Source organism: Bradyrhizobium sp. Ken01 (assembly GCF_055807355.1).
This window is the reverse complement of sequence record NZ_JBVVPC010000124.1, coordinates 1-1,695: the sequence shown is the minus strand read 5'-3', so window position 1 is coordinate 1,695 and position 1,695 is coordinate 1. Positions and strand designations below refer to the sequence as shown.

At 59.9% G+C, this 1,695-nt stretch carries 2 protein-coding genes; both read right to left on the bottom strand.

From position 1 onward, the window contains the following. The coding region (locus AC0L3S_RS38960; protein WP_473285248.1) for an enoyl-CoA hydratase-related protein at positions 1-305 on the bottom strand (305 nt) is incomplete at its 3' end. Beyond that, the coding region (locus tag AC0L3S_RS38955; protein ID WP_473285246.1) for an acetate--CoA ligase family protein at positions 298-1,695 on the bottom strand (1,398 nt) is incomplete at its 5' end. The genes AC0L3S_RS38960 and AC0L3S_RS38955, both read right to left, overlap by 8 nt.

Below are 1,695 nucleotides of genomic sequence, written 5' to 3'. Positions count from 1 at the left end.
TTAACGCAGGCGATCACGGGCTTATTGAGGTCGCGTAGTTCTTGTATGCCGCCGAAACCACCGACACCATAGTCGCTGGGTCGGTCGTTGCCAGCGGCGGCGGCCTTTAAATCCCAGCCGGCGCAGAAGAACTTGTCGCCGGCAGTTTTGAGAATGGCAACGCGCAGTTTCGGGTCATCACGGAAGTCCTTAAATGCTTCGCCCATCAGCTTCGAGGTAGTCCACTCGATCGCATTGGCCTTCGGTCGGTCAAGTGTGACCTCGAGGATCGCGCCCTCACGACGGGTAGTGACGATATCAGCCATTCTTAGCTCCATTCATATGTCTAACGACCAGCAGCGCGTCCGCGATCCAGGCACCGTTCCCTTGTGCACAGACGATCAGCGGGTTGATGTCGAGTTCCTCGATCTCGCCTGCATTTTTCGCAACAAAGTCCGCGATGCCCGCGATCGCATCGACCGCTGAATTGACATCCGCCTTTGGCCTGCCGCGATAGCCTTCGAGTAGCGGATAGAGTTTCAGGCCGTGCAGCGCCTCTTCAATGTCTTCCCGCGTGGCAGGCAGCAGGAGGGTGACGCTGTCGCGTAAGAGCTCGACCATTACGCCTCCGGTACCCAGCGTCATCACCGCACCGAACATTGGGTCACGAGTGAAGCCGACAATCAACTCGGCGACGCCGTTGCGAACCATGCGTTCGACATAGAGCCCACTCCCGAGGGGCAAAAGATCCTGAGCAGCCCGGGTGACAGCTTCGGCGTCATTGAGGTTCAGCCTCACCGCGCCGACTTCCGATTTGTGGGCGACACCGAGAGCCTTCAGCGCTACTGGATAGCCAAGCTCCCTCGACAGGCCGAAGGCCTCCTTAGCACTGCTGGCGCTACCGCCCTTCGGGACCGGAAGGCCGGCTTTGATGAGCCGTGCCTTGGCTTCTGCTTCATCGAGCGTGACACGCTCGCCACGAAGCGGGCCGGCGGCGGCGGTGTCGACGGAATGGGCCTGCGGCTGGCGCCAGACCTCGCCAATAAAGGCTGCTCCCTGAGCGGCGTCCATAGCTTCCGGAATGCCAAACAGGGGCGCTATACCCCGCGCCATCAGTCCAGCAGTGTACTCCTCCGGAAGATTCTCAGGCATGGTGGAGACCATGGCGCCCTGTGTCATGTTGGCCTTCAATGCCAGTTCAAAGGCATTTAGACCCTTAGCCCCCCACTGGCGAGCGTCCGGGCAGCGGTCGAGGCGCGGAATGTCAAGCACCAGAAAATTGTAATCGAAGCCACCGGATACCATAGTCGTGAAGGCGTTAGTTATAACTGACTGTTCGTCCATGTATGTGTTGTAGTCGAGCGGGTTGGCTAGCGCGACCATTGGCCCGAACGCCTTCCTCATCAACGCGCGATGCTGGTCGGTAAGGCTCGGGAAATACACGTCTCGCCCTTGCGCCGCGTCGGCCATCAGGGAGGCTTCGCCGCCCGAGCAACTCATCGACGAAATTCGATAGCCGGGCAGCGGTCCCGTGCTATGCAAGAGCTTCAGCGTCTCCAGAAAGCCTGGGATGGAATCAATGCGGGCGATGCCGAGCCGCCTCAGGAAGGCATCGGATGCAGCATCCGAACCGGCAAGCGAAGCCGTATGCGACAGCGTCGCCTGCTTGGCCTGTTCGGAACGACCGACCTTGATCGCGACGATTGGCTTTTTTAG